The organism is Nocardiopsis sp. TRM 82005, from assembly GCF_056312425.1.
The window spans coordinates 51,543-76,243 of record NZ_JBWDTQ010000028.1 but is presented as its reverse complement, the minus strand read 5'-3'; the positions used below and the strand labels follow the sequence as shown (position 1 = coordinate 76,243).

Below are 24,701 nucleotides of genomic sequence, written 5' to 3'. Positions count from 1 at the left end.
GGCGAAGGGCGTGCTCGGGCTACGGAGCCCGGAAGGGGGGAGGGGATCTTTGCGGCGGGGGCGCCGGCGGGGGTGTTCAGCCGGTCAGCGGCATGAGCAGGCAGTGGTGCCTGCGCCAGCCCGGGTGCGGTGCGAGGTCGCCCACGTGTCGCCAGCCGTTGCGCAGGAAGATGTCCAGCGCGTGGGTGTTGGTCTCGGCCACCAGCCCCGCGGCGCGCTCCTCCCCGCGCCCGCCGTGGAAGAAGGGCAGCGAGCGCTCCACGACGCCGGTACCGCGGAAGGGGGCGTGGACGAGCGCCTCGCACATGGCGAAGGTCCGGCCGGGGCGTTCGGTGACGACGTCCTCGGCGTCCACGCCCGGCAGCGGGACGAACCCGTTCCACCAGCCGGTGGTCGGCGGAAGGGTGTAGCCGTAGGCGAATCCGGCCAGCTCGCCGCCCGCACGGCAGGCGGTGAGCCGAAATCCCGGGCGGGCCGCGCTGAAGGCCAGGCGCTCGCCGAAGGGCGGGGTGGTGTGGTCGGGAAGGTGCAGGACGTCGGCGTACACCGTCTCGTAGGCGTCGACCCAGGGGGTGAGGTCGGCCAGTACGTCGGCGCCGCTGAGGTTGTCGACCCTCCAGGCGGCGGGCTCGGCTGGCCGGGCCGGTGCGGTCGTGGCGGATGCGGAGGGCGGCACGGGCACGGGGGGCTCCTTCGTCGGGGCGGGGGACGGTCCTGGGTCAGGATCTGGGTGTGCGCGGGAACGCACACCAGAGCCGCCATAAATTAGGGCAGGCTTACCTAAACATGTCAAGGTGTGCAGGCGTCCGAGTGACCCAGGGCACATGATCGGTCAGGGCAGGCGGCTGTCCACGGTCACGCGGGGCGCCGCCGGGTGTGCCAGGAACGCGGGCATCGCGAATTCGTGCCCGTAGGCACCGGCGTTGGGAAAGACCAGCACGTCACCGGCGCGCAGGGACTCCACGCGTACGTCCCGGGCCAGCACGTCCTCGGGGGTGCACAGCTCCCCGCACACCGTCACCGACTCCCCGCGCGCCTGCGGCCGGGGCGTGTCGGCGGGCCACGGCTCGCCCTCCAGTACCGCGAAATTGTGGCGGATCTCCCACGACGTGGGCAGCTGGAAGTGGTTGATCCCGCCCCGCACCACCGCGAAGCAGTCGCCGTAGGCCGTTTTCACGTCCGTCACCCGCGCCGCGTACCAGCCGGTGGGAGCCGCGATCCAGCGCCCCGGTTCGAACACCACCTCCACGCCCGGATCGGGTAGCCGCGCCAGGGCGGCGCCGAACCCCTCCAGGTCGAAGGCGCCCTCGTCCTCCTCGAAGGGCACGCCCAGGCCGCCGCCCACGTCCACCAGGCGCAGGTCCACCCCGTGCGCGTCCGCTGTCCGCCGCGCCCACTCCAGGCACCAGCGCACGTAGGCGACGTGCGCGGTGGCGTCGGTGTTGCCGCTGACCGCGTGCACGTGAAAGCCCACGAGGTCCACCCCGGGCAGGGACAGGGCCGTGCGCACGGCGTCGGCGGCCAAGGGCTCGGGTACACCGAACGGGCCCGGAGTACCGCCCATCACCAGAGCGCCGCTGACCGGGACGTGCTCGGGGTTGACGCGCAGGGCCACCGGGAGCACCGTTCCCGCCTCGCGGGCCGCGGCCGAGACGCGGTGCAGCTCCAGCTCGCTCTCGGCGTTGACCACCACGTCCGCGCCCTGCTCGGCACGCAGGCGGGCCAGCCCCGACAGCATTTCGGGGGTCTTGCCCGGGCCGCTCACCGTGATCCTCCCGGCGCCGGCCCCCTCGCGCCGGTCGCGCAGCACGGCCAGGGCGGTGCGTGCCTCGTGCAGGGAGGCCGCCTCGAACCCGTCCACCGCCTCGGCCAGGCGGGTGAGCACCGGCTCGAAGCCGTTGGCCTTGACCGCGAAGTAGACCCGGGCCCAGGCGGGCAGCGCCTCGCGCAGCGTGCGGACCCGGTCGGCGGCCAGCGCCGGATCGTACACGTAGCCCGAACCGGGGGCTGCGGCCAGGTCCGCGGCCGCCCGGCGCACGTGCTCGGGGATCCGTTCGGTGGGCAGGGCGGGGGTGTGCTCGAAGGAGCGGGGCGGTTCCATGGGGATCCCTCTGGTGCGTGTGGCGGGTCGGATACGCCGTGTGAGCGGCACACGGCAGACGGGCGGGGACGGAGCCCGGTCGGCGGGTCCGCCCCCGGTCGCATGGTGACTGGAGCTTGTGCGGTGAGTGCCTGCTCAGCGCTGGGGGTCGACGTCGAAGATCTCGGCGACGTCATCCAGTACGGTGTGCGCGGAGATCAGGCCCACGCCGGACATCCAGTAGGCGTCGTCCACGTCGGTCTTGGTGCCCTCCAGCTCGCCCCACAGCGGGCTGGTGACGTAGCGCTCCTTGTCCTCGTCCACCTCGCCGGCCTCGCCGTCGTCGTAGGTGGCCACCAGGATGTGGTCGGCATCCAGGTCCATCAGGCGCTCGGGGCTGTGGTAGGTCGCGATCTCCTCCGACTCGGTGTCCGTGCCCTCGCTGGCGGGCAGGCCCAGGTCGTCCATGACCACGCCGATGTAGGAGTTGCGGGTGTACAGGCGCACGCCGTCGGCGTCACCGGCGAAGCGCACCACCGACACGGTCGGCTGCTCCCCGTCCGAGGACTCGGCGATCTCGTCGCCGATGGCGGCGGCCCGCTCCTCGTACTCGGTCAGGAGCCGGCCGGCCTCCTCGCTCATGCCCATCGCCTCGCCGGTCAGGCGCAGGTTGTCCTTCCAGCTGGCGCCGGTGGTCTCCGACATCACGGTGGGGCCCACCTCGGCGAGCTGCTCGTACCCGTCGCCGTGGCGCACCTCGGCGGACAGGATCAGGTCCGGCTCGGTCTGGGCGACCAGCTCAGGGCTGATCTCCCACAGCAGGCCCACCGACTCGGCCTCCTCGGCGCTGCCCACGTTCCAGGCGCTCTCGGACAGGTACTCGGGCAGGGTGTCCTGGCCCTCGGCGATCTGGGTGAAGCCCACCACGTTCCCGCCCAGGGCGAGGGTGGCGTCCACGTAGGTGAAGTCCAGCGGCAGCACCCGCTCGGGGGCGGTCGGGACCTCGGTCTCGCCCATGGCGTGTTCGACGGTGATCGGGAAGCCCTCCGCGCTCTCCTCTCCGCCGCCGGAGGAGGACTCCTCCTCAGGGCCGCTCGCACCGCACGCGGTTACCAGGGTCAGGGAGGCGGCGACGGCCAGGGGCAGGCCCGCGCGGCGCAGGTGGGCGAGAGTGGTCATGGTGGGGCTCCCGGTCGCTTCAGGGGAAAGGGGAAAGCTGCTCTTTTGACACGAAGACCGCACACATCGCCAGGGGATGTGTCGTCTCCTACTGAGACGTGGCAAACTTAGAGCATCCAGGTGTGGCTAGGCAAACCTAAGTTAGGTTGGCCTGGCCTTTCGTCATGATTGGGAGACCGGGTGAGGGACACCATCGGGCCGCCGCGAACCCCCACGGAGTCGGCCCCGACGACCACCGCGGGAGGCGCGGTAGCGGCCCGCCGGACACGCCGGACCGCAGGGCTGGTCCTGATGCTCCTGCTGCTGTGCCTGGCCGTCCTGGCCAGCGTGCTCGTCGGTGCCCGCGGCCTCAGCCCCGGCACGGTGTGGCTGGCCCTGACCGCCACCGCGGGCAACGAGGCCGACATCATCGTCAACGACATCCGGCTGCCGCGCACCGCGCTCGGACTGCTCGCCGGGATCAGCCTCGGCCTGGGCGGTGCCCTCATGCAGGGGCACACCCGCAACCCCCTGGGCGATCCCAGCATCCTCGGCGTCACCTTCGGCGCCGCCCTGGCCGTGGTACTGGGCATCATGCTCCTGGACACCACGACCCTGTACACCCAGGCCTGGTTCGCCTTCGCGGGCGCCGCCGTGGCCTCCGTCCTGGTCTACGCCATCGGCTCGGTCCCCGGACGCGGCCCCACACCCATCACCCTGGCCCTGGCCGGGACCGCCGTGAGCTGGATGGCCTACTCCCTGGCCTCCGGGCTAGTCCTTCTCGACCAGTCCACCATGGAGGAGTTCCGGTTCTGGCGGGTGGGGTCCCTGGTGGGCCGCGACCCCTCGATCCTCGTCCCCATGGTGCCCGTGGTCATCCTCGGCACCGTCCTGGCCCTGGCCAACGCCCGCTCTCTGAACGCGTTGGCCCTGGGTGAGGACACCGCCCGGGCCCTGGGCTTTCGGATCGGGCGCGCCCGCGCCACCGGCCTGCTCGCCATCACCCTGCTCACCGGTGTAACCGTGGCCGCCTGCGGGCCCATCGCCTTCGTCGGCCTCATCGTGCCCCACCTGGCCCGCGGCATCGTCGGAGCCGACTACCGCTGGCTGATGCCCTACTCGGCGCTGATGGGCGCGGCCCTGCTCCTGGTCGCCGACGTCCTGGGCCGCTTCCTCGCACCGCCCGGCGAACTCCAGGTCGGCGTGGTCCTGGCCCTGCTCGGCGCACCCTTCTTCATCCACATCGTCCGCCGTCGGAGACTGCTTTCCCTATGACCTCCACCCTCGCCCCCGACGACGCCCGCCAGAGGGCCCGCGCACGCCTGGCCCGCCGGGGCCGGGCCATCCGGCTGGGGCCGGTCTCCTTCCCCCTGCGCCCCCGCCTGGTCGTCGTCGGCCTGCTGACCACCCTGGTCCTGCTCACGCTGGTGGCGCTCAGCCTCTCCGTCGGCGAGGTGTTCATCCCGCCCGACCGGGTGTGGGCCAACGTCATCGGTACCGACTACGACGACCACTTCGCCATCTGGCGGGTGCGCATACCGCGCGTGGTGGTGGGCATGCTCGCCGGGGCCGCCCTGGCCGCCGCGGGCGCCATCACCCAGACCATCATGCGCAACCCCCTGGCCAGCCCCGACCTGCTGGGCGTCACCCACGGCGCCAGTGCGGGCGTGGTCGGTGTGATGGCCTTCGGCGGCAGCTACGGCATCATCAGCGGGCCCCTGGCCAACATCGGCGTGCCCGTCCTGGCCCTGGTCGGCGGCCTGTCCGCCGGCGTCCTGTGCTACGGACTCGCCTGGCGCGGCGGTATCGACGGGTTCCGGCTGCTGCTGGTGGGCGTGGGCGTGTCCACCGTGCTGATGAACCTCACCTTGTGGATGCTCACCCTGGGGGAGGTCAGCGGTACCGGACGCGCCATGGTCTGGATCGCGGGCAGCCTGTCCATGCGCACCTGGCAGGACGCGCTGCCCGTCGCGCTGGCCCTGGCCCTGCTGCTGCCCCTGGCCCTGGTCGCCGCGCGCACCCTGGACGTGCTCTCCTACGGCGACGACGTGGTCCGCGGCCTGGGGGTGCGACTGGAACACGCCCGTACCGCGATGCTGGTGCTGGCCGTGCTCCTGGCCGCCTTCGGCACCTCGGCGGCCGGACCGATCCTGTTCGTGTCCCTGGCCTGCCCCCAGATCGCACTGCGCCTGGCCCGCACCCCGCGCCCGCCCGTCCTGCTCTCCGCCCTCGTCGGAGCCGCCCTGACCTGCGCAGCCGACCTGCTCGCCCGTAACCTGGCCGACGTCCAGCTGCCGGTCGGCATCGTCACCGGCTGCCTGGGCGCCCTCTACCTGATCTACCTGCTCGTCAGCGGCAACCGAAAGGTCCAGGCGTGACCACACAAGAAACCCGTACGCGGGTCGCCCCCGTGTCCACGACCGCCCCTGTCCGGCTGAGCGCACGCGGCCTCACCCTGGCCTACGACGACCACACCGTCGTGCAGGACCTGGACGCCGACATCGTCGAGGGCACCATCACCTGTGTCATCGGCCCCAACGGGTGCGGCAAGTCCACCATGCTGCGCGCACTGGGACGGCTCATGAAGCCCAGGGCGGGCATGGTCGAGCTCGACGGCCGCGACATCCACCGAGTGCCCACCCGTGAGGTCGCCGAGGTGCTGGGCGTGCTGCCCCAGCAGCCGGTGGCACCGGACGGGCTGACCGTGGCCGACCTGGTCTCCCGGGGACGCCATCCCTCCCAGCGCTGGTACCGGCAGTGGTCGGGCGACGACCACCAGGCGGTCTCCCAGGCCCTGGAGCAGACCGGGCTGCTGGAGTTGGCCGACAGCCCCCTACAGGAGCTCTCGGGCGGCCAGCGCCAGCGTGCGTGGATCTCCATGGTCCTGGCCCAGGGCACCGACCTGCTGCTGTTGGACGAGCCCACCACCTTCCTGGACCTGGTCCACCAGGTCGACGTCCTCGACCTGGTGCGCGACCTGCACCAGCACGGCGGGCGCACCATCGTCATGGTGCTGCACGACCTCAACCTCGCCGCCCGCTACGCCGACAACGTCATCACCATGCGCGAGGGACGGGTGGTGGCCTGTGGCTCTCCGGCCGACGTGCTCACCCCCGAGCTGCTGCGCGAGGCCTTCGACCTGGAGGCGGTCGTGGTGGAGGATCCGGTCACCGGAGGACCGATGGTGGTTCCGGTCGGCCGCAGCGGCCAGCGGTCCTGACATCCCACGGACCCGACCTCCCCGGGCCCGGGCAGGCGGCCCCCGCACGGGCCCCAACCGGTTCGGGCGTACTGATCGTGGGAGGAGGGGCGTATTCGGGGCACCTCTTCGGGCGTGGCCTTTGGACCGGACGGTTCCGGATCGGTCATGATCACGACTAGAACCGACGGTGCGTGTTCATATAAACCTGGAGAGTGACACACCAGGGAATGTGTCGGAGTTGTAGGGGCGTTCACCTCGGTTTCACCCGTGCGTGTGGAACCTCGGACAAGGTCGAGAGCGACCGGCGGGGAGCCCCGCCGGACCTGGAGAAGTCGCGCGTTCCGCTCCGCCCGCACCGGTCGGAGCGCGCGGAAGCAGCACGATCCCCGAGGAGAAGGTGTGCCCGAATCCGCGCCCCGCCGCCGCTCGCTGCCGTTGATCGGTCAGGTCGGAGGCGGCCGTTCCCGCGCAACATGCCAACTGCGCTGTGGCGACGCCTGTTTCCACCCCGCTCCGAACAGCAGTGACAACCCCTACTTCGGCGACATCCTCGCCAAGGCGCTCTCCCGCCGTACCGCGCTGCGCGCCGGGGCGGCCACCGCCGGAGCCGGAGCGCTCGGGCTCTCCGCGCTCAGCCCCGTGGCCGCCGACCCGCGCGGGCCCAACCGGCCCCACCCCACGCCGCGGCCCACCTTCAACAGCGTCCAGCCCAACAACGACGACAAGATCACCATCCCCAAGGGCTACGACCAGCACGTCGTCATCCGCTGGGGGGACCCGGTCCTGCCCGGAGCCCCCGAGTTCGACCCGCACGGCCAGACCGTCGAGGCCCAGGCCCAGCAGTTCGGCTACAACTGCGACTACGTGGGCTTCCACCAGCTCGACGACGACCACGGCCTGCTGTGGGTCAACCACGAGTACACCAACGAGCACCTGATGTTCCCCGACTACCCCGGCGGGGCCTCGGCGAGCGAGGAACAGATCCGCATCACCATGGCCGCCCACGGCGGCTCCCTCGTCGAGCTGGAGCGCGACGGCCGCACCGGCAAGTGGGTCCTGTCGCAGGGGGAGCGCTCCTTCAACCGGCGCGTCACCGCCACCACCCCCATCCGCCTGAGCGGCCCCGCCGCCGGGCACGACCTGCTCAAGACCGACGAGGACCCCACCGGGACCCTGGTCAGGGGCATGCTCAACAACTGCGCGGGCGGTATGACCCCCTGGGGGACCTTCCTCAGCGGCGAGGAGAACTTCCACCAGTACTTCGGCGGTGCCTCCGGTGCCAGGGAGACCGCGCGCTACGGCCTCGGCACCGGGCCCTCCGGGCGCCGCTGGGACCGCGCCGAGGAGCGCTTCGACCTGGCCAAGCACCCCAACGAGGCCAACCGCTTCGGCTATGTCGTCGAGATCGACCCGCTCGACCCCGAGTCCGAGCCGCGCAAGCGCACCATGCTCGGCCGCTTCAAGCACGAGGGCGCCACCACCCGCCTGGCCGAGGACGGCCGCGTGGTCGCCTACATGGGTGACGACGAGCGCTTCGACTACATGTACAAGTTCGTCAGCGTCAAGAAGTACGTCGAGGGCGCGCGGCGCCACAACCTCACCCTGCTGGACTCGGGGACCCTGTACGTGGCCCGCCTGAGCGGCAACAGCCCGGCCGAGGAGTTCGACGGCTCTGGCGCCCTGCCCTCCGACGGAGAGTTCGACGGCTCCGGCGAGTGGGTCCCGCTGTGCACCGACACCGAGAGCTTCGTCGACGGCTTCAGCGTCGCCGAGGTGCTGGTGTACACCCGGCTGGCCGCCGACGCCACGGGCGCGACCAAGATGGACCGGCCCGAGGACTTCGAGACCAGCCCGGTCACCGGCAAGGTCTACTGCGCGCTGACCAACAACTCCGCCCGCGAGCCCGGCCAGGCCGACGAGCCCAACCCGCGCGGCCCCAACCGGTACGGCCACATCCTCGAGATCATCGAGAAGGACGACGACGCCGCGGCCACCGCGTTCTCCTGGAACGTGCCGCTGGTGTGCGGGGAGCCCGAGGACGAGGACACCTACTACGCGGGCTTCGACAAGTCCAAGGTCATGCCGATCTCCTCGCCGGACAACCTGTCCTTCGACAAGGACGGCAACCTGTGGATCTCCACGGACGGCCAGCCCGGCTCGCTGGGGATCAACGACGGCCTGCACGTCATGCCGGTCGAGGGCCGCTTCCGCGGTGAGCTCAAGACCTTCGCGACCGTTCCCGTCGGTGCTGAGGCCTGCGGTCCCTTCATCACCGAGGACAGCAAGACGGTCTTCCTGGCCCCGCAGCACCCGGGTGACGGCGGCACGTTCGACGAGCCCACCAGCACCTGGCCCGACGGCGACATGCCCCGCCCGTCCGTGGCGTGCATCTGGCACACCGCGGGCCGCGAGGTGGGTAGGTAGCCCGGCCCCTCCCGCCGGGAGGAGCAGGACCACCGGCCCCGGCTTCCGTCGTGGGGGCGCCGGGGCCGGTTCTGCTGCTTCCGGGCCTCAGAGCGCCTTTTCGAAGCAGTGCGAGGACGGTGAGTCCGCGTAGGCGCCGAACCCCGGGATGGGGACATAACCCGAACGCGTGTAGAACCGCGTGGCGTCGGGCTGTCGGTCGCCCGTCTCCAGGCGCAGGCACCTCCAGCCGCGCTCACGGGCCCAGTCCTCCAGCGCGGCCAGCACCAGCGGGGCCGCGCCCGAACCCCGGTGTCCGGGCAGCACGTACATCCGCTTGACCTCGCCGGCCCCCTCGCCGAGGTCGCGCAGGCCGCCGCAGGCCACGGCCGTGTCCCGCTCGTCGCGGGCCACCACGAACACCGCGATGTCGTCGGCCGAGGGCGCCACACCGGGCTCGGAGTCGGTGGTGCCGTAGCGTTCGGCGATCTCCGCGCGCTGACCGTTCCGCAGAGCGCGGGCGTCGGGGTCATCCCAGGGGACCATGTCGATTCGCATGCGCGCAAAACTAGCGGCGCCGTGTTTCCGGGCCGTAAAAACCCTGTCAGGCGTCCTGGTCGGTGAGGGCCTCGCGCATCACCCGGAACTTGGACTCGGTCTCGGCCAGCTCCGAGGGCGGGTCCGACTGGGAGACGATGCCGCCCCCGGCGAAGAGCCGGGCGCGTGCGCCCTCCACGCGGGCGCAGCGCAGGGCGATGCCCCACTCGGCGTTGCCCGCCCCGTCCAGCCATCCCACCGGACCGGCGTAGCCTCCCCGGCCCATGCCCTCGACCTCGGCGATCAGCCGCATGGCCGCGGCGGTGGGGGTGCCGCCCACGGCGGCGGTGGGATGCAGGGCGGCGACCGCGTCCAACGCCGACACCCCGGGGGAGAGCCGGGCGTGCGCGGGGGTGGCCAGGTGCTGCACGTTGGCGAGGGGCAGCAGGTGGGGCCGCTCGGGCACGTCCAGCTCCTCGGTGAGCGGTGCCAGGGCGGCGCGCAGGGAATCCACGGCCAGGCGGTGCTCGTCCACGTCCTTGGCCGAGGCCAGCAGTTCCTCGGCCAGCCGCCGGTCGCTGTCGGCGTCCTCGCCCCGGGTGCGGGTCCCCGCCAGCACCAGTGAGGTGAGCTGGTCGTCCTCGCGGCGCAGCAGCAGTTCGGGGGTGGCGCCGACCATGCCGTCCACGGAGAAGGTGAAGCAGCTGGGAAAGCGCAGGCGCAGCCGCTCCAGCAGGGTGCGCACGTCGATGGGTGAGGCGGCGTCGGCGAAGGCGTCGCGCGCCAGCACGGCCTTGTCGAGCTCACCCGCGCGGATGCGCTCGACCGTGTCGGCCACAGCGGCCATCCACCGCTCACCGGTCAACGATCCCCGGCTCCAGGAGACCGGGCCGATCGGCCGCGGCGCGGATGCGGAGTGGGAAAGCTCGGGCGGACGGTCGCCGGGGTCGTCCGTGACGGTGGTCAGCCAGGTACGGCCGTCGCGTCGGCCGAAGAGCACACGGGGCACCACCAGGGACGAACTCCCCGAGGCGGGGGAGAAGGCGAACGTGCCGAACGCGACCAGGCCGGTACCGGGCCGGCCCACCTCGTCCTGGACCTGGGAGCGCTCTGTGAGCTCGTCCATCCAGCGGGCCGCGTCGGTGAAGCGGGTGGTGTCGGTGGGATCGTCGGCGCCGGGATCGCCGTTCAGGTCCAGCCGCGCGGCCCGGCCCCAGCCCACGATTCCCTCGTCGCCGGTCAGCCAGGCCAGAGGGGACTCTGCGGGCAGCCGACGCGGCAGGCTGCCGGTGCGGTCGTGCAGGGCGACGGTGCGGACGAACAGTTTGGGCGGGCTCAGGGCGGCGTTCACGGTCCTTGAGTTTAGGACCTCTTCTGGGACGGTGTGTCCGGATCCGTCGAGGTGGGGATAGTGCGTGGCGCGCCGTGTCCCCGGGCGCGGGCCGCGTTCGGAGCGCGGTCTTGGCCCTTCCAGGGGGAGGGCGGGGGTTTCGTGCGGCCACCGGCCGACCGGGAGGGATGCGCCCGAAACCCGGCATGTGTGAGTTGTCCACGGCTTGGCTGAATCCTGTCCGAGAACTGGCGTCCTCCCTTACTCTTGTTCGCGGCACGACGCCAGGGTGACGGCGGTGCGCGACGACTCTCGGAGGAGACCTCTCTCTCATGGATCCAGTGGTAGGGGCCCCGGTCTCGCCGCGCGCCGCGGTCCGGTGGGCGGCGACGGCCGCCGCGACCACCGTCCTGCTGTCGGGATGCGTCCTACAGGACTCCGGCGCCCACGCCCCCGGACCAGGCCGGTCCGCCGCCCCCGTGCGGTGCGGGGGCGAGGAGGACAAGCGTCAGATGCGCGGGACGTGGCTGACCACCGTCCGCAACATCGACTGGCCCTCCGAACCGGGCCTGCCCGCCCAGGAGCAGAGGGACGAGCTCGGCGCCTACCTCGACGACGCCGCCGCCATGGGCCTCAACGCCGTGTTCCTGCACGTGCGGCCCACCGCCGACGCGGTCTACTCCTCGGACCTGGAGCCGTGGGCGCGCTACCTCACCGGAGAGCAGGGCGGTGACCCCGGCTACGACCCGCTGGAGTACGCGGTGGCCGAGGCCCACGAGAGGGGCATGGAACTGCACGCCTGGTTCAACCCCTACCGGGTCGGCTTCCAGGACCCCGACGTGGAGAACCTGGTCGAGGACCATCCCGTCAGACAGAACCCCGGCTGGCTGGTCGACTACGCTGACGAGGCCTACGTCGACCCGGGCAACCCCGAGGTCCGCGCGTGGGTGACCGGGGTCATCATGGACGTGGTGGAGCGCTACGACATCGACGGCGTGCACTTCGACGACTTCTTCTACCCCTATCCCAAGGGCGACGAGGAGTTCGACGACGACGCCTCCTGGGAGGAGCACGGCGAGGGCTTCGACACCCGGGGCGACTGGCGCCGCGACAACGTCAACCAGCTCGTCTCCGACGTGCACGGCCGGATCCAGCGGACCAAGCCCTGGGTGAGCTTCGGGATCTCCCCGTTCGGTATCTGGCGCAACGACACCACCGACCCCAGCGGCTCCTCCAGCTCGGGCCTACAGTCCTATGACGCCCAGTACGCCGACACACGGACCTGGATCCGTGAGGGCACCGTCGACTACGTCGCGCCGCAGCTGTACTGGGAACGGGGCTTCGCCACCGCCGACTACGAGGCCCTGGCCGACTGGTGGTCCCAGGAGGTCGAGGGCACCGGCGTGGACCTGTACATCGGGCAGGCCGCCTACCGGGTGGGCGAGGACGGCTGGCGCGGTGAGGACGCGCTCAGCACCCAGCTGGACTACTCCGGCGGGCTGCCCGGGGTCGGCGGCGACATCTACTTCTCCATCAAGGACCTGCGCGAACAGGCTTCCGACGCCTTCACGAACCTGGCCGGGGCCCACTACGACCGGCCCGCGCTACCGCCGCACGCCGACGCGTCCCAGGACCGGGGCCCGCGGGCGGGCGCGGTCCGGGGTGTCACGGCCCAGGGCGCGGACGAGCACGTCGAGGTCGCCTGGGAGGCGGCCGGCGACGCCCGCTTCTACGCCGTCTACCGGCTGCCGGCCGATGCGGCCGGGACCGAGCCCGGCTCCGAGGAGGCACACTGCGCGGCCGTCGCTCCGGAGAACCTGGTGGGCCTCACCGGACGGACGGAGCTGACCGACACCGCCCCGCTGGAGGACGGCGCCGGATACGTGGTCACCGCCCTGGACGACTACCGGGCCGAGGGCCCGGTCAGCGAGGTCGCCGGCGTCCGTGGCTGAGGTCGGACGCGTGTCGGCCGGGGCCCGTCCGCTTCCGCTGGCGGGCCCCGTTCCGCGCCTGGCCCGGGACAGTACGCCGCGGATTGTCGCAAAATCCAGGAAGATGGAACAAAAGGCTATGATCTGCTATCGGAAACCCCACTAGGGGGTTGTTTATGCGAGATGTAGATTGGTTCCATGCCGACCTTCCAGATCAGTGAGGCCGCCGACCTCCTCGGGGTCAGCGCCGACACCGTCCGCCGATGGGTCGACTCCGGCCGCCTGACCGCCACCCGCGCCGAATCCGGGCGGCGCCTGCTCGAGGGCGCCGAGCTCGCCGTGTTCATGCGCGCCGGGGCCGACGAGGATCCGGGGCGTCACGTCTCCTCCGCCCGCAACCGCTTCCGCGGGTTGGTCACCAACGTCGTCCGCGACCGTGTGATGGCCAGCGTGGAGATCCAGGCCGGACCCCACCGGGTGGTCTCCCTGATGAGCCGTGAGGCCGCCGACGAACTGGACCTGGACGTGGGTACCGTCGCCACGGCGGTCGTCAAGTCCACCAACGTCGTCATCGAGACCGCGGAGGGCCGCCATGCGTGAAGCCGCCCCACGACTGGTCTGCGCCCTGGCCTCAGCCGCCCTCGGCCTCACCGCCTGCGCCGCCGATGACGTCGGCTCCGCGGGGCGGGGCTCCGGCGGCCAGCTCCACGTCTTCGCCGCCGCCTCCCTCACCGACGTCTTCACCGACCTGGCCGAGGAGTTCCAGGACCGGCACCCGGGAGTGGAGGTGGTCCTCAACTTCGCGGGAAGCAGCGACCTGGCGGTCCAGATCGGTTCCGGCGCCCCCGCCGACGTCTTCGCCGCCGCGGACACCGATACCATGGGCCGGGTCGTCGAGGGTGGGGGACTGGACCCCGACTGGGCCGCGGAGCACGGCGAGCGGGGCGCCGTCTTCGCCACCAACACCCTGCGCATCGCCGTGCCCCCGGACAACCCCGCCGGGATCGACGACTTCGCGGACCTGGCCGGGGCCGGGGTCTCGGTCGCCCTGTGCGCCGAGGAGGTCCCCTGCGGCACGGCCGCCGTCACCGCCATGGACTCCTCCGGTGTCCAGATCACCCCCGTCACCTACGAGGAGGACGTGCGCGCGGTCCTGACCAAGGTCGAACTCGGCGAGGTCGACGCTGGTCTCGTCTACGCCAGTGACGTCACCGCCGCCGCTGACCGGGTTCGGGGGCTGGAGTTCCCCGAGGCCGACGGGGCGGCCAACGACTACCCCATCGCCGTCCTGGCGGAGGCCGCCGCCCCCGCGCTCGCCGGCGCCTGGGTGGAGCTGGTCCGTTCCAGGACGGGCACGGACGTGCTCACCGCCGCCGGGTTCGAAGCACCATGACCCGGGCCACCGGCTCCGCCGTGCCGATCCCCGCCGAACGTGCCCCGCGCGTGCGCTCCGGACGTTTGCCCTGGGTCCTCGTCCTGCCCGCACTCCTCGGCGTCGCCTTCCTGGTCCTGCCCCTGTCGGGGCTGCTGGTACGCGCTCCCTGGGCCACCATGGGCAGCCGCGTCACCGAACCCGACGTGCTGGCGGCCCTGTGGCTGTCGCTGTCCACCGCCACCGCCGCCACCGTCCTCTCCCTACTCCTCGGAGTGCCGCTGGCCTGGCTGCTGGCCCGCACCGACTTCCCCGGGCGCCGCCTCGTTCGTGCCCTGGTCACCGTCCCCCTGGTGATCCCACCCGTGGTCGGTGGAGTGGCGCTGCTCCTGGTCCTGGGCCGCAACGGACTCCTCGGCCGGTACCTGGACGCCTGGTTCGGGATCACCATCCCCTTCACCCCCGCCGCCGTCGTCCTCGCCCAGGTGTTCGTCGCCATGCCGTTCCTGGTGATCAGCGTGGAGGGCGCGCTGCGCGGCGCGGACCGCCGCTACGAGGAGGCCGCCGCCACCCTGGGCGCCAGCAGGGTCACCGTCTTCGCCCGGGTCACCCTGCCCCTGGTGCTGCCGGGTATCGGCGCGGGCGCGGCCCTGTGCTGGGCGCGTGCCCTGGGGGAGTTCGGCGCCACCATCACCTTCGCCGGGAACTTCCCGGGTACCACGCAGACCATGCCGCTGGCCGTGTACGTGGCCATGCAGCGCGACCCCGAGGCCGCCATCGTGCTCAGCCTGGTCCTGCTGTTGGTCTGTCTGGCCGTTCTGGCCACCCTGCGTGAGAGGTGGATGAACACCTGATGGCGCCGACCGACGGCCTCCCCGACACCTCCGCCCCCGTACTCGACGCACAGCTGCGTCTGAGCCGGGGCGGCTTCAGCCTGGACGTTGACCTGCGGACCCGCTCCGGCGAGATCCTCGCCCTGCTGGGCCCCAACGGAGCGGGCAAGTCCTCGGCCCTGCGCGCCCTGGCCGGACTGGTGCCCCTCACCGGCGGCCGCGTGCGCGTGGACGGACACGACGAGACCACCACCGCCGTGGAACGCCGCCCCATCGGCATGGTCTTCCAGGACTACCTGCTCTTTCCGCACATGAGCGCCCTGGACAACGTCGCCTTCGGGCCGCGCTGCCAGGGACTGTCCCGGGCCCGGGCCCGGGAGCGCGCCACCGGGCTGCTCGCCCACATGGACCTGTCCGAGCACACCCACACACGGCCGCACCGGCTCTCGGGCGGCCAGGCCCAGAGGGTGGCTCTGGCACGTGCTCTGGCCGTGCGTCCGCGCCTGCTGCTGATGGACGAACCCATGGCCGCCCTGGACGCCAGCACCCGCATCGACGTGCGTGCCCGGCTGCGCCACCTGTTGGAAGAATTCGACGGTGCGACGGTGTTGGTCACCCATGACCCGCTTGACGCCATGGTGCTCGCCGACCGGGTCGCGGTCATCGAAGGAGGCAGGACGGTCCAACAGGGGCCGCCTGCCGAGGTGGCTCGACGGCCCCGCACCGCCTATGTCGCGCGGCTCGTGGGTCTGAACCTGTTCCGGGGCACCGCCGAGGGCACCACCGTCACTCTGGACCCGGCCGGTCCCGGCGGCCCCGCACGGGTGGAGGTGCACCAGACTCACCATGGTCCCGCCCTGGTGGCCTTCCCGCCGCGAGCGGTGGCCCTGTACCCGCGGCGCCCGCAGGGCAGTCCGCGCAACGTGTGGCGGCTGAGGGTGGAGGGGACCGAGCGCTTCGGCGACCAGGTGCGTGTGCACCTGGCGGGCCAGCCGTCCCTGGCCGCCGACATCAGCCCGGCGGCCCTGGCCGAACTGGGCCTGGCGCGCGGGGACGGGGTGTGGGCGGGGGTCAAGGCCGCCGAGGTCGAGTGCTACCCGGGTTGACCCTGGCAGCGCACGCGACCCACAGCCCGAATGCTGACAATGCGATGTTTATCGACAAAAGGGCAAGTACATCTACCCAGTGAGAGCAGATGAAACCAGTACGGGAAAACCTGTACACATCTGGATATCTCCCACTGACGTGGGGGAGACTGTAGAACACCTGGCGACGACAGTCCTTCCCCCAGCGGCTGAGGAGGGTGCCATGTCCCTGAGAGAGCACGAGAGAAGGATCCTCGAGGAGATCGAGCGGCAGCTCAACGAGGAGGAACCGGACCTTGCCGAACGCATGGAGTCTTTCGAAACGGAGGGCCTCGACGCTCCAGCGGACTCCAGTCTGGCCAGTTGGAAGCCGTGGGTGGCGTGCGGACTGATCGCCGCGGTCACGGCCGCTCTGCTGGTGCTGCTGTTCGTGCTCACTCCGAGCGCGCCGCAACCGTCCACACCAGCGTCCACCGGCACGTCGGAGACCACCGGCGAACCGGTGCCCGAGGGGGGACCCGCGGGTGCCGACCCCGCGGACACCGGGCCCAACGAAGCCGACCCGGCGGGAACGTCCTGACCGCCGTCAGGCGGCGCCGGGTGACCGGCTCGCGGGTACCGGTCGTCAAGGGCGCTCTCCTGGACGGGCCCAGAGACCCTGACACGCGTTGAGGCGACGCGTACCTGTTCGGGTACGCGCCGCCGTCGTCGTTCTCCGCCTCCCGGGCGGGTCAGCGACAGGCCACTCGGGGTCCTTCCGGGCGTACGGGGGCAGAGGGCTGGGAAGGCCCGTGCGTCGCGCCGTCCGCGGGCCCGGACACGTGATGCCCCTCAGGCGTCGAACACGCTCCCCGGCGGTGAGCGGCGTCAGGAACCATAGCCCAGGATCTGGGTCCAGTAGGTGTCGCCCCCGTCGCGCACCACGCCCACACCGCTCTCCTCGACCGAGCAGTTCAGGAGCGCCCCGCCGTGCCCCGTCCGGCGTGTCCAGACCCGCACGGCCTCCTCCGGTGTCTCGAAGCCGCTGGCCACGACCTCACCCGCCGGGCGGGAGTATCCCCGGTCCCGGGCACGGTCGCTGGCAGAGGTGCTCCGGAAGAACGCGGTCTCGGTGAGCGCTCCCTCCCGAGCCGTGGCCTGGCTGTGCTCGCGGGCCGCCTCGGCGAGCACCTCGTTGGCGCTGAGCGCGGCGCACCCTGCTCGGGACCTCTCCTCGTTCACCAGCCGCAGGACCTCGGCCTCGGCCTCGGGCCAGGGGTCGGCCTGGTCCACCGAACCCTCTGCCCACGGGGGCGGCCAGCCACCGCCGGTCCCGGCCCCCGGGCCGGACGGTGGCGAGGCCCCGCCTCCGAACACGTCGGGGTCGGCCGCCCCAGTCACACAGGCGCAGTACAGGGCCATCGCCACTCCCGCGAGGACGGGTCCTCGCACCAACCGGTTTCGCATGTCCTCTTCACCTTCCGTGCGCGGGGCCCGCATGCCGCGGCGCCTCCGCGCACACCAGGGGCGGACAACCGAGGTCGTCCGCCCTCGCGGGAACTCACTTCGCGGCGCTGGTGGTGCTGTCCACCGTGGCACCGTCCATGGAGGCGGTGTAGGTCACGTATTCGTAGATGACCTTTCCGTCGTCGTCCGTGTGGCTGTGGACCACGGTCATGGCGGCACCCTCGGCATCGGCGGTACCGAAGCTTTCGTGGAAGCTCGTGTCAGCCATTGCGACCGAGGACGCGCCCAGCGTCAGGCCGAATGCCACGATGGTCAGGGACAGCGTTCGTCGTAGTAGGGCCATCGGTCCTTCCCCTCCTCGGATCGGTCGGGCCGCGCCCGCCGGGCGCGGCACCCCGTAGGCCGCCGCGCCCGACAGAACCGGATGCCTAGAAGGCACCGCTGGAGATGCTGTGGGAGCCGGCACCGTCGTGGCCCGCCCAGGTGGAGCTCTTCTCGTAGAAGGAACCGCCGTGGTGGCCCCCGTGGTGGCCCCCGTCGCGGTCCTTGCCGTCGCGGTCCTTGTCGTGGTGGCCGTAGCCGTTGCCGTCGAAGGCGATCGCCGTCACACTGTGGCTCGCGGCACCCTTGGGGCCGGCGGAGGTGGACTCACCCGAGAAGAAGCTGTCAGCCATGGCTGCGGCCGGGGCGCCGAAGGCGAGGGCCGGGGCGGCGACAGCGGTGAAGGCGAGCCGGGCGAAGGTCTTGCGGTTCATTCTGTGTCCTTTCGAGGAGGACCGGCGATCTGCCGGCCCAAAGACGCCGGTTCCCCCATCTCGACCCTGGAGGGAACCGTTCTCTGGCGCCATCCGTACTTCTGCCCCGAGTACGACCGTATTAACTCTTGGTAGTTGCTAAATAGCTTAAAGTAATAATTGGTCGTTTTGGGACTGATTTTCCCTACCTGGGAGAGCGTGTGCTCCAGATCGGCGCGGGGTCTGGGCCGCTCTATTCGCCGGGCTCGGGCCGAACGCCTTTCCGCGGGCCGCTCCAGGCCGGAAGCGGCCACCACGCCCGCGGTACCAAAGAAAACGGCGCGCACCAGAGGAGCTGGTGCGCGCCGTTTCGGGGCCGACTCAGAGGGCGTTGGCGAACTTGGCGGCCAGCGGCCCGGCCACGGAGCTACCGCCGCCACCGCCCTCGACCACCACGGCGAAGGCCACGTCGCCCTGGTAGCCGACCATCCACGCGTGGCTGGGCAGCTCATCGTTCTCGTCCGCGTCATCGGCGGTGCCGTACTCGGCCGTGCCCGTCTTGCCGTACACCTCGCCCTGGAAGGGCACGTTCTTGGCGGTGCCGTCGGTGACGACCGAGCGCATCATCGTCCGCAACGCCTCGGCCTGGGCGATCGGCCGGGGCTCTGGCAGCTCCTCCTGCGCGGGCTCGGTCACCAGCACCGGGTGGCGCCAGGAGCCGTCAGCGACCGCGGCGGGCACCGTGGCCATGTGCAGCGGTGAGGTGAGGACCTGTCCCTGGCCGATGCTCTGCGCACCCAGCATGGTGCTGCTGTCCACCGGCGGGAACGTCGGCTCGAACGTGGGCACACCGATGTCCAGCGGCGCGTTCATGCCGAACTGCTCGGCGCTGGCCTGGAGGGTGTCCGAGTTGAGCCGTTCGCCGACCTGTGCCACCAGGGAGGTGTTGCAGGAGGTCGCGAAGGCCTCGGTCACCGACTGGGCACCGTACTCGGCGCCACCCGCGTTGCGGAACGGCCATCCGCCCAGATCGTACTCCTTGGGGCAGTCCATGGGGGTGTCCACGGACATCCCGTTGTCCAGCAGGGAGCTGTAGGTGACGATCTTGAGCGAGGAGCCGGGCGGGTACTGGCCCTCGAAGGCACGGTTGAACCCGCCGGGCACGTTCACCGCGGCCAGGACCTCACCGGTGGAGGGACGCATGGCCACCATTCCCGCGGGTTCGGCGGAGCCGATGATGGCGTTGGACGCCGCGTTCTGGACGGACATGTCGATACTGGTGGCGATGTCCTCGCCGTCGGAGCCGTCCAGGGTGGCCACCGTGTTCTCCTCGGTGGCCTCCAGGGAGGCCTTGTCCTCGGCCTCGGCCGCGTCGACCATCAGGATGGTCGTGGCGGCCTCACCGGCCAGCCGCTCCTCGTAGGTGCGCTGTAGACCGCCGACGCCGACGGTGTCGCCGACGTCGTAGGCCGGGCCGAGGCGTTCGACGTCCTCGTCGGTGGCCTCGCCCAGGGAACCCACGATCATCTGTAGCGAACCGGAGACGTCGGGGGTGTCCAGCCGGGTGCCGTCGGCGGCGAGGATCTGACCGCGCTCGCCCCACACGGCGGTGCGGGCCAGGACCTGGCCCTCGCCCAGGCCGGGATAGGCGGCCTCGGGGGAGAAGTCCACCCACCACTGCCCGTCCTCGCGGACCAGCGGGAGCTCGCCCTCCCAGCCCCAGTCGCCTGCGTTGGCCAGCTCCACGGTGACCTCGTAGGAGGCGCTGCCGCTGCCGCCGTCGGTGCTTGGTGTACCGACCTCGACGTCGACGGCCTCCGTCCCCAGGCCGGAGTCGATCCCGCTGAGTACCGCGGCGGCGTCGCCGCCGGTGGTGACGGAGGCCAGCCGCTCGTAGTCCTGCGATTCCCAAGCGGCCTCGTACTCGGTGGTGGCCTCCTCGGGCTGGGGCAGTGTCAGGACGTACCAGGACGCGGCGCCGCCGACGAGGACCAGGGCCACCACGGCGGAGACGACACCGATGACCAGGCCGCGCCGCAGTCTGCGCGGCGGCGGGGGGTCGTAGCCCTCGTCTTCGGGGTAGTCGGGACCGTCCGGACCGCCGGGGGCCGAGCCGCCGCTGTAGAGGTAGTCGAAGCCCTGGCTCTGTCCGGACCGTGGCCCGGACGCCGCGAATTCCTCGGGAACCTCGCCCGAGCGGGGTGCGCTCCCCGGATAGGGGGTGTCGCCGTGGTAGACGGGCCCGCCCCGGTAGGGGTCGTCGTCCCAGGGTCCGTCACGGTCGGCCGGCGCTTCGTGTCCAGCGGGGGAGGGGCCCCACTCCTGCCGGCCGGGGCCCTCCCGGCGGGGGGCCTGCCAGGAATCGTGCACGGACCAGGAATCGGCGGGCGCGTCATGCGCAGGGTCGTCCCAGCCGCCGGAGGGGCCCTGCACGGAGGGGTAGGGGGCGTTCCAGGACTCACCCGGGTCCTCCTCGTGGCGGGGAGCACTCCATGCCTGGGCGAAGGGCTCCTCGCCCAGGGGCCCGTCCCAGGAGCGGCCGGAGGCGTCGGCGCCTTCCGGGCCGTTCCAGGCGCTGCCGGGAAGCTCGTCACCGGGGGCGTCCCAGCCACGGGCGCCGGTGGCGCGGTACGGGTCGTCCCACGGCTCGGCGGGCCGCCCGTGGGAGCCGCTGGCCGCAGGAGAGGACGGGGCCGCCGGATCCGTCGGACCCGTCCGCTCATAGCCGCCGAGGCGTGCGGTGTCCGTGGGAGGTTTCTCCTGTGACCGCTGGGGGATGCGGTAGGGATTGTCGGGGCGCACAGCGCGCGCCGGGATCTCCTCCGACTCTTCGGGCGGCCCGGAGGAATCCGGCTGCCGGGGGGACCGTTCGTCCACGCCTGACCGTCCTTCACTGCGTTTGCTGGAGATACCACGATGCCCTGCTCCCACCTCGGCGGGAACAGGGCATCGAGGATGAGGGCCGGCGTGGCGGTCGCCTCTCGGCGCGGGGCACAACGGGGCTCCTGACCGTACGGTCACCCACCCGGGGGCGGGGCCGGACGCGGTATTCCGCGAAGGCAATAGTTGAGGCCCGGGGGACACTTGCTACCACACCGACCAACAGTGACTCTAACCCATCGGCCTGAGTCGTTGTTCCGCCACCCGGAGATAGGGCGCATGCGCAATATCACGGTGGGAATCGAGCGGAACGGGGAATGGGTGGCCGGTCCCGCGGAGGGGTGCGGGACCGGCCGGGAAGCACGCACACCGGAGGCTACTCCTGGCGTGCGACGCTGGTCTGCTCCTCACGGGAGAGTAGCTTCAGGCGCTTGCGCCCGCGCTCGGCGCCCAGCTCCTCCTCCCGGGCCTCGATCCGCTGCCAGCCCTCCCAGGTGGTGTAGCGCACTCCGCGCTCCTCCAACAGGGCACGGAAGGCGATCGGGTCGGGTTCGGCGGCAGGGGTGAGGGACTCGCGGTCGGCCACCAGGTTGGTGACGGTCTCCAGGGCGTCGCCCTTGGTGTGGCCGATGAGGCCCACGGGACCGCGTTTGATCCACCCGGTGGCGTACACGCCGTCGATCGGGTTCTCGTCCAGGTCCAGGACCCGGCCCTCGGCGTTGGGGACGACGCCGCGCTCCTCGTTGAAGGGCAGGTCGGCCAAGGGCGAGCCCAGGTAGCCGATGGCCCGGTAGACGGCCTGTACCTCGTGGTCGACGTATTCGCCGGTTCCCCTGACGTTGCCGTCGCCGGCCAGCTCCATGCGCTCGGTCCGAAAGCCGGTGACCCGGTCCTCGCCGAGTACGGCCACGGGGCTGTGCAGGAAGTGCAGGTGCAGGCGGCGCTCGGCACCGCGCTCGTCGCGGATCGCCCAGTTCTGTAGGACCTTGACGTTGGTCTTGACCTGGTTGGACTCCTCGCAGGCCTGCAAGCTGCCCTCGTCCATGTCGAAGTCCTCGGGGTAGACGACGACCTCGACACCGGGCTGCTTGTCCAGCTCGCGCAGTTCCATCGGGGTGGCCTTGCACTGGGCGATGCCACGGCGCGCGAAGACGTGCACGTCGGTGATCTGCTTGGCGCGCAGGCCCTCGTACACGTTGTCGGTGATGTCGGTCCCCAGCAGGTCCTCCGCGCTCTTGGAGAGGATGCGGGCCACGTCGACGGCGACGTTGCCCGCGCCGATCACGGCGACGCTGGTGCCCTCGACGTGCCGGGACGGCGAGACGTCGGGGTGGGAGTCGTACCAGAAGACGAAGTCGGCGGCGCCGTGGTTGCCGGGCAGGTCGATACCCGGGATGTCCAGCGGCCGGTCACGGTCGCTTCCGGTGGCGAAGACGACCGCGTCGTAGTGGTGGCGCAGGTCCTCCAGCTTGAGGTCCACGCCGTACTCGACGTTGCCGTAGAAGGTGATCTCCGGCTTGTCCAGGATCTTGTGCAGGGCACCCTGGATCTGCTTGATCCGGGGGTGGTCCGGGGCAACGCCGTAGCGGACCAGCCCGTAGGGGGAGGGCAGCTTGTCGAGGATGTCGATGCTGACGGACGTGCCGCACGCGGACAGGGTCTCGTCCTTGGTGAGCAGGTCCGCGGCGTAAATCCCCGCGGGACCCGCACCCACGATTCCCACTCGCAGTGGTCGCGTCATCGCACAGCTCCAAGTCTTCGCGCCAGAGTCGGACGCCATCAAAAGGTAAGGCTTGCCTAATGTATCCGGTATTGGCACCGGCAAAACCTACTATAGAGGTAGAGAATTGCGTCCCCGGTGCCGGGACCGTCACGGTGCCCCGGAACCCCTCGACAACGACCATCCCAGGCAGGGGCAGGTCCAAAGCCCTCCGCGGGCGGCCCGCAGAGGCTCTCAGTCAGGGGTCAACGCCGCGTTGCGGGCGCATGAGTTCCGCAGGGGCTGTGGGGAAAGTCACGGCCCGGTGGTGGGAATGTCCGGGCCTCCGCGCCCGACGGGTGCAACCGGCGGACGCACGCGGTCCTCGACGCTCCGGGGCCGGGAGGTCACCCCTGGTCGAGCTCGGCCTTGACCGAGGCGGCGAACCGGGGCACCTGCTCCTGGCCGGACAGCTTGGCGATGGCGTCCATGATGGCGTCGGTGGCCGCGCGGCGCGGGCGCGCCCTGTGTGCCTGGCCCCGCCACGGCGACAGGTCCACAGGCTCTCCGAAGCGCACGCCCACGCGGTTGAGGGAAGGCACCTTCCCGCCGGGGGGCAGGATGCGCTCGGTCCCGGCCAGCGCCACCGGCACCACCGGGGCACCTGTGGTCAGCGCCAGCCAGGCCAGTCCGGTCTGGCCCTTGTGGAGGCGGCCGTCGGGCGAGCGCGTGCCCTCGGGGAAGATCCCGAAGACCTCACCGCTCTCCAGTACCCGCAGGCTGTTGTCCATGGCCTCCTGGGCGCTCTGGCCCGGTTTCCGGTCCACCGACAGCTGGCCGATGGCCCGTAGGGCGCGAGCGAAGGCGCGCCGGGGCAGGGTCCCCTCGTCGAAGAGCTCCTGCTTGGCGATGAAGCGCACCGGCCGGGGGCAGGCCACGCCGACGAAGAGCGGATCGATCAGCGCCAGGTGGTTGGCGGCCAGGATCACCGGGCCGCGCCGCGGGACGTAGTGCACGCCCTCCACGCGCTGGGGCCACATCACGCGGGCGGCGGGCGCGATGACGGTCTTGGCTGCTCCGTACATTGACACTGGTCGGCTCTTCTCGGTGGATGGCGGGTCCGTGCGGGGGTATGGACGCTGGAGAGGGGGTCCATGATCCGTGCACCCCGAGTTTATCGGGACCAGGCGGTGAGGGGAGTGGCCGCGGGGCGGCGGGCGATCGGTCCGAGTCGGCCCCGGAGAACACTGCCGTGGTGTGGGTCACACGCGCTAGGCTTATGGTCTAGACCTCTGGCGCAGGTCAGGGGTCGTTCCCGGACGCGCTCGTGAAGCGAGGAAGAACAACCATGCCGAAACTGGTCGACGTCAGCCATCAGATCACCGACGGGATGACCACCTCTCCGGGTCTGCCGGAACCGGCCGTCGAGGAAAGCGCATCGGGGCCGGGCACCGTTCCCGGCCACGGAGGCAGCACCGGACGCGTGACGATGGTCGGCGCCACCGGAACCTACGTGGAGATGCCGGCCCACCGCTACCGGGACGGCGCCGACCTCGCCGACCTGGACCTGGCCCGGGTGGCCGACCTGCCAGGGGCGGTCGTCACCGCGACCTCCTCCACCTCGATCGGGCCGGAGGCCTTCTCGGGCCTCGACGTGCACGGACGTGCCGTGCTGGTGCACACCGGCTGGGACCGGTACTGGCGAACCGAGGCCTATGGCCGTCCCGAGCACCCGTATCTGACCGAGACGGCCGCCAAGGCGCTCGTCGACGGCGGCGCCACCCTGGTGGGTATCGACTCGGTCGGTGTGGACGACACCTCGCCCGCCGCGGAGGGTGCCCGTCCCGCGCTGGCCGTCCTGCTCGCCGCCGGGATTCCCGTCGTCTCGCACCTGTGCCTGCTCGACCAGCTGCCCGAGGACGGCTTCACCTTCTTCGCGGTACCGGCCAAGGTCCGCGGGATGGCCGCTTTTCCCGTGCGCGCCTTCGCCCTCACCGAGTGAGCGCGACCG

22 protein-coding genes are annotated in these 24,701 nt (G+C 71.6%); 11 read left to right on the top strand and 11 right to left on the bottom strand.

Translation table 11 applies throughout. The features are described 5' to 3' along the window. Positions 1-76 precede the first annotated feature (76 nt). From AC0T5L_RS21955 to AC0T5L_RS21945, 3 genes are all read right to left on the bottom strand, one after another. On the bottom strand, positions 77-682 hold the full coding sequence (locus tag AC0T5L_RS21955; protein ID WP_476167349.1) for a GNAT family N-acetyltransferase: 606 nt from the start codon (positions 680-682) through the stop codon (positions 77-79). A gap of 150 nt (positions 683-832) precedes the next feature. Next, positions 833-2,101, bottom strand: a complete 1,269-nt coding sequence (locus AC0T5L_RS21950; protein WP_476167348.1) for an alanine racemase — start codon at positions 2,099-2,101, stop codon at positions 833-835. Between the two features lie 135 nt (positions 2,102-2,236). After that, complete coding sequence (locus tag AC0T5L_RS21945; RefSeq protein WP_476167347.1) at positions 2,237-3,259, bottom strand: ABC transporter substrate-binding protein; 1,023 nt, start codon at positions 3,257-3,259, stop codon at positions 2,237-2,239. A 180-nt stretch (positions 3,260-3,439) separates the two neighbouring features. Here AC0T5L_RS21945 and AC0T5L_RS21940 point away from each other — a divergent pair, with 180 nt between their 5' ends. The 4 genes from AC0T5L_RS21940 (at position 3,440) to AC0T5L_RS21925 (ending at position 8,864) form a co-directional block, all read left to right on the top strand. After that, positions 3,440-4,513 (top strand): FecCD family ABC transporter permease, encoded by a 1,074-nt coding sequence (locus tag AC0T5L_RS21940; protein ID WP_476167346.1) that lies wholly within the window; start codon positions 3,440-3,442, stop codon positions 4,511-4,513. Next, complete coding sequence (locus AC0T5L_RS21935) at positions 4,510-5,616, top strand: FecCD family ABC transporter permease (RefSeq protein WP_476167345.1); 1,107 nt, start codon at positions 4,510-4,512, stop codon at positions 5,614-5,616. The genes AC0T5L_RS21940 and AC0T5L_RS21935 overlap by 4 nt, the downstream gene beginning before the upstream one ends. Then, entirely contained in the window at positions 5,613-6,458 is an 846-nt protein-coding gene (locus AC0T5L_RS21930; RefSeq protein ID WP_476167344.1) for an ABC transporter ATP-binding protein, read from the top strand. The genes AC0T5L_RS21935 and AC0T5L_RS21930 overlap by 4 nt, the downstream gene beginning before the upstream one ends. 381 nt (positions 6,459-6,839) lie before the next feature. After that, complete coding sequence (locus tag AC0T5L_RS21925) at positions 6,840-8,864, top strand: PhoX family protein (RefSeq protein WP_476167343.1); 2,025 nt, start codon at positions 6,840-6,842, stop codon at positions 8,862-8,864. 87 nt (positions 8,865-8,951) lie between these two features. On the opposite strand, the gene AC0T5L_RS21920 is transcribed toward AC0T5L_RS21925, so the two are convergent. Continuing rightward, positions 8,952-9,401 (bottom strand): GNAT family N-acetyltransferase, encoded by a 450-nt coding sequence (locus AC0T5L_RS21920; protein ID WP_476167342.1) that lies wholly within the window; start codon positions 9,399-9,401, stop codon positions 8,952-8,954. 46 nt (positions 9,402-9,447) lie between these two features. Next, positions 9,448-10,731 (bottom strand): isochorismate synthase, encoded by a 1,284-nt coding sequence (locus AC0T5L_RS21915; protein WP_476167341.1) that lies wholly within the window; start codon positions 10,729-10,731, stop codon positions 9,448-9,450. 311 nt (positions 10,732-11,042) lie between these two features. On the opposite strand from AC0T5L_RS21915, the gene AC0T5L_RS21910 reads away from it, so the two are divergent. The 6 genes from AC0T5L_RS21910 to AC0T5L_RS21885 all read left to right on the top strand — a co-directional run bounded on the left by AC0T5L_RS21910 (position 11,043) and on the right by AC0T5L_RS21885 (position 16,511). Further along, positions 11,043-12,662 (top strand): glycoside hydrolase family 10-like protein, encoded by a 1,620-nt coding sequence (locus tag AC0T5L_RS21910; protein WP_476167340.1) that lies wholly within the window; start codon positions 11,043-11,045, stop codon positions 12,660-12,662. A 177-nt stretch (positions 12,663-12,839) separates the two neighbouring features. Beyond that, entirely contained in the window at positions 12,840-13,241 is a 402-nt protein-coding gene (locus tag AC0T5L_RS21905; RefSeq protein WP_476167339.1) for a TOBE domain-containing protein, read from the top strand. Continuing rightward, entirely contained in the window at positions 13,234-14,034 is an 801-nt protein-coding gene (gene modA / locus AC0T5L_RS21900; protein ID WP_476167338.1) for a molybdate ABC transporter substrate-binding protein, read from the top strand. Before AC0T5L_RS21905 ends, modA begins: the two co-directional genes overlap by 8 nt. Beyond that, a complete protein-coding gene (locus AC0T5L_RS21895) occupies positions 14,031-14,867 on the top strand; it encodes an ABC transporter permease (RefSeq protein ID WP_476167337.1) in 837 nt (278 codons plus the stop codon). The genes modA and AC0T5L_RS21895 overlap by 4 nt, the downstream gene beginning before the upstream one ends. Further along, on the top strand, positions 14,867-15,952 hold the full coding sequence (locus AC0T5L_RS21890; protein WP_476167336.1) for an ABC transporter ATP-binding protein: 1,086 nt from the start codon (positions 14,867-14,869) through the stop codon (positions 15,950-15,952). The genes AC0T5L_RS21895 and AC0T5L_RS21890 overlap by 1 nt, the downstream gene beginning before the upstream one ends. A 202-nt stretch (positions 15,953-16,154) precedes the next feature. Further along, the gene (locus AC0T5L_RS21885; protein WP_476167335.1) at positions 16,155-16,511 is read left to right on the top strand and encodes a DUF3040 domain-containing protein; all 357 of its coding nucleotides are present in this window, start codon (positions 16,155-16,157) and stop codon (positions 16,509-16,511) included. A gap of 287 nt (positions 16,512-16,798) precedes the next feature. On the opposite strand, the gene AC0T5L_RS21880 is transcribed toward AC0T5L_RS21885, so the two are convergent. From AC0T5L_RS21880 to AC0T5L_RS21855, 6 genes are all read right to left on the bottom strand, one after another. Next, positions 16,799-17,377, bottom strand: a complete 579-nt coding sequence (locus tag AC0T5L_RS21880; protein WP_476167334.1) for a CAP domain-containing protein — start codon at positions 17,375-17,377, stop codon at positions 16,799-16,801. Positions 17,378-17,471: 94 nt separating this feature from the next. Then, the gene (locus AC0T5L_RS21875; protein WP_476167333.1) at positions 17,472-17,720 is read right to left on the bottom strand and encodes a hypothetical protein; all 249 of its coding nucleotides are present in this window, start codon (positions 17,718-17,720) and stop codon (positions 17,472-17,474) included. Between the two features lie 85 nt (positions 17,721-17,805). Then, entirely contained in the window at positions 17,806-18,132 is a 327-nt protein-coding gene (locus AC0T5L_RS21870; RefSeq protein ID WP_476167332.1) for a hypothetical protein, read from the bottom strand. A gap of 360 nt (positions 18,133-18,492) precedes the next feature. Next, positions 18,493-20,988: a penicillin-binding transpeptidase domain-containing protein gene (locus tag AC0T5L_RS21865; protein WP_476167331.1), complete on the bottom strand. Its 2,496-nt coding sequence runs from the start codon at positions 20,986-20,988 to the stop codon at positions 18,493-18,495. A gap of 379 nt (positions 20,989-21,367) precedes the next feature. Next, positions 21,368-22,714: an FAD-dependent oxidoreductase gene (locus AC0T5L_RS21860; protein WP_476167373.1), complete on the bottom strand. Its 1,347-nt coding sequence runs from the start codon at positions 22,712-22,714 to the stop codon at positions 21,368-21,370. A 383-nt stretch (positions 22,715-23,097) separates the two neighbouring features. After that, a complete protein-coding gene (locus AC0T5L_RS21855; protein WP_476167330.1) occupies positions 23,098-23,781 on the bottom strand; it encodes a lysophospholipid acyltransferase family protein in 684 nt (227 codons plus the stop codon). 257 nt (positions 23,782-24,038) lie between these two features. Between AC0T5L_RS21855 and AC0T5L_RS21850 the strand changes: the two genes are divergently transcribed. Beyond that, on the top strand, positions 24,039-24,692 hold the full coding sequence (locus tag AC0T5L_RS21850; protein ID WP_476167329.1) for a cyclase family protein: 654 nt from the start codon (positions 24,039-24,041) through the stop codon (positions 24,690-24,692). Positions 24,693-24,701 lie beyond the last annotated feature (9 nt).

Excerpts from the sequence above, each read along its gene's own strand:
- AC0T5L_RS21950 (WP_476167348.1), bottom strand. The coding sequence starts at position 2,101 with ATGGAACCGCCCCGCTCCTTCGAGCACACCCCCGCCCTGCCCACCGAA.
- AC0T5L_RS21945 (WP_476167347.1), bottom strand. The coding sequence starts at position 3,259 with ATGACCACTCTCGCCCACCTGCGCCGCGCGGGCCTGCCCCTGGCCGTC.
- AC0T5L_RS21935 (WP_476167345.1), top strand. The coding sequence starts at position 4,510 with ATGACCTCCACCCTCGCCCCCGACGACGCCCGCCAGAGGGCCCGCGCA.
- AC0T5L_RS21920 (WP_476167342.1), bottom strand. The coding sequence starts at position 9,401 with ATGCGAATCGACATGGTCCCCTGGGATGACCCCGACGCCCGCGCTCTG.
- AC0T5L_RS21910 (WP_476167340.1), top strand. The coding sequence starts at position 11,043 with ATGGATCCAGTGGTAGGGGCCCCGGTCTCGCCGCGCGCCGCGGTCCGG.
- AC0T5L_RS21905 (WP_476167339.1), top strand. The coding sequence starts at position 12,840 with ATGCCGACCTTCCAGATCAGTGAGGCCGCCGACCTCCTCGGGGTCAGC.
- modA (WP_476167338.1), top strand. The coding sequence starts at position 13,234 with ATGCGTGAAGCCGCCCCACGACTGGTCTGCGCCCTGGCCTCAGCCGCC.
- AC0T5L_RS21895 (WP_476167337.1), top strand. The coding sequence starts at position 14,031 with ATGACCCGGGCCACCGGCTCCGCCGTGCCGATCCCCGCCGAACGTGCC.
- AC0T5L_RS21890 (WP_476167336.1), top strand. The coding sequence starts at position 14,867 with ATGGCGCCGACCGACGGCCTCCCCGACACCTCCGCCCCCGTACTCGAC.
- AC0T5L_RS21885 (WP_476167335.1), top strand. The coding sequence starts at position 16,155 with ATGTCCCTGAGAGAGCACGAGAGAAGGATCCTCGAGGAGATCGAGCGG.
- AC0T5L_RS21880 (WP_476167334.1), bottom strand. The coding sequence starts at position 17,377 with ATGCGAAACCGGTTGGTGCGAGGACCCGTCCTCGCGGGAGTGGCGATG.
- AC0T5L_RS21875 (WP_476167333.1), bottom strand. The coding sequence starts at position 17,720 with ATGGCCCTACTACGACGAACGCTGTCCCTGACCATCGTGGCATTCGGC.
- AC0T5L_RS21870 (WP_476167332.1), bottom strand. The coding sequence starts at position 18,132 with ATGAACCGCAAGACCTTCGCCCGGCTCGCCTTCACCGCTGTCGCCGCC.
- AC0T5L_RS21850 (WP_476167329.1), top strand. The coding sequence starts at position 24,039 with ATGCCGAAACTGGTCGACGTCAGCCATCAGATCACCGACGGGATGACC.